Genomic DNA, 2,422 nt, shown 5'->3' with positions numbered 1-2,422 from the left:
GTGCGGGTCGATTTTCTGCATTTCCTGTTTGATTTTATAGGGCGACGGGGCAATGATTTTAATTCCCTTTTCCCCTCTCATCACGTTTCGCTCAAAGTTGTTCTTCCAAGCGGAAAAGCCCGCCAAAAGGGAAGCGTCCGGCTTCTGCATGGCGATAAGGACGGTGTTGCGGAAGCTGTAATTATGGAATTTTGACATGACTTTCAGATATTCCCGGTAACGCTCGCTGTCAAAGAGTTCTGTAATGCCCTGTTCCAGACGGTCGGTAATCTCTTTGAGCTTTTCTGCGGGCTTCCCACTCGTCAGCACGATAGGGATAACCGGGCGCGGCTCCTGTGGCTGCTCTGCGGCGGTTCTGTCGGTCTGCTCTGTGGCGGCTGCGTCCATAAAGGTCTTGTCCTGTCCGTCGTGTTCCGGCTGCGGAAAGCTCATAACGCGGTATTCTTTGGGTATCTCGTTTTCCGTTCCCCGATACCATTCAGTAAAGGTGTTCTGATTGTTATAGATATAGCCCTGTTCGGTAAACTGCCCTTTATCCTTGCTAACTGCGTCCCGCCCGTATTCTTCATACTTGAAATATTTCTTTGCTTCTTCGGGAAGCTCCAGCTCGTCCAGTTCGTCGATAAGGTAATAGCCGTAATCTTCTTCGCTGCGGACAGTGGGATAAAGCCAGTAGCAGTCAAGGTTTTGTGCAAGGTTGATAAGGTCTTTCATGCTTCCGGCATACTCGCCATGTGTAACCGCCGCCGTAAATTTATCCTTGTCCCCGTCACTCTGCATTTCCAGAAGTTTACCAAAATAATTCAGCTCGTCCATGCTTGCGCTTTGGATAACGGAAAGCGGCAAGTCAAAGGGGCAGTCCTCCGTAGAAGCATATCCGTTGATGAAAAAATCCTGCGGGTTATCTGCGGTAATGCCGACGCTTTCCATAGCCGCGTGAAGTTGCTCTGTCGTGGTCGGCATGGGAAGCCACGCGCCGCCCGCTTCGCCTGTTTCAAAGCGGCTGCGGCTGTCAATTAAAATTGAAAACTGCTCGTTTATGGTTTCACGCTCCTTTCTCTGTTCTGTGTCCTGTGGCGGCTCTGCTGTGGTGGGGGCTGCTTTTTCAGCGGTAGGCTGCGCCCGTTCCTCGCCATCGATAGCATAGCCCGGTAAAAGCTGCCCGTTTACTTTGAAATGCTCTGCATACTCTGGCGGGATAGGCGGCGATACCTCGGTGAATAAATGCTGATAGGCTTTGATACGCCCATTCAGATATTTTTCCATAGCTGCCTTGTCTGCAAAGACTTTCCTTTCCTGTCCGGCGATTTTTGCCTGTCCGTAATTGTGGGGGCTGTTGGTGTAAATACTCCATGAAAGCGTCCACGAATAGGGAATGGATTTCTCTTTTTCCCTGTCATACCGGGTATTCTCGGATATGTGGTAGCGCATTTGGTAGACGCGGTTGCTGATGTGCTTCCCGTAGTCCGTAGCTTCCCACTGGTTCGCGGTATGCGTAGCTTCGGGTGTCCTCACATACTCAATGGCTTTGTCAATGGCAAGGGTCTTTCCCGCCTGTTCGTCCCATGCCGCCGCCTGTTCTTGCAAGGCTTCAAAAGCTGCCTGTTCAGCCGCCGCGTATTCTTCCCGCAATGCCTGTAACTGTTCTAAGGGCAGGGCGGTAAGCCCGGAAAGGTCAGCGGTCTGTTCCTCAAAATAAATATTTCGCTCTATCCGCATACTGTCAGCCGGGTCTAACTTGTCACGCTCAAACATGGAGTAACCTTTTTTCTTTTCCATTCATTCGCTCCTTTCTGAAATGGCGGCGCACCGCCGCGCTTTTGGGGTTCGCCCCGTACTACGGTGGGCTGTGCGTTATGCCAACAATTTTTTCATTTTTTTAGAGGGTTTGGGAAACTTCCCAACAAGCAAAATCCCCGTCCGGCGCGTCAGCGGCAGGACAGGGATTTACGGAAGTGGGTACCCGCTTCCTATGCTTGCTATTCCAGTTTTTAGTTCTTCCGCACTTCGATACGGTAGTTGACGTATTTCCCGCCAGTGTCAGCCAAAACGATAATTCCGTCGTAGGTCTTGCCTGTTTTCGGGGAATACAGCTTTTTCACGTTCACTTTGCCGGATTTAAGGAGCGCGGCGGCAATCTTCGGGGAAAAAGCGGTCTTGCGTTCCTCAAAGAAACGGTCGTTCTTCCACATGGCAAAGGCACATTCCCTGTTAGAGCAGTAGTAATTCTTTTTCCCCTCATGGACGGGGGAACCGCAACGGGGGCATTTGCCGACAGAGGGCTTTTCCTCCCGGAACAAATCCTTTTTCCCGTCCAGTGCTGCGGTGTGTGTCTGCACAAGCTCCCGCGCCATAGCTTCAATGCCGGACAGAAATTCGCCGGGGTCTGCGGCTCCCTTTGCTATCTGCGTCAGATTGTTTT

General features: G+C 51.4%; 1 protein-coding gene and 1 pseudogene. Both read right to left on the bottom strand.

The features are described 5' to 3' along the window. Window positions 1-1,779, bottom strand: a 1,779-nt coding sequence (locus D5281_RS24590) for an antirestriction protein ArdA (protein ID WP_160562484.1), incomplete at its 3' end; no start/stop codon positions are given. Between the two features lie 212 nt (window positions 1,780-1,991). Next, window positions 1,992-2,422, bottom strand: a pseudogene (locus tag D5281_RS24585) (DNA topoisomerase III); the annotation flags it as partial.

Origin of the sequence: Parablautia muri, from assembly GCF_009917485.1 — a bacterium.
GTDB lineage: Bacteria > Bacillota > Clostridia > Lachnospirales > Lachnospiraceae > Suilimivivens > Suilimivivens muri.
The sequence above is the reverse complement of the archived record's forward strand: the minus strand, read 5'-3'. Positions and strand labels throughout refer to the sequence as shown.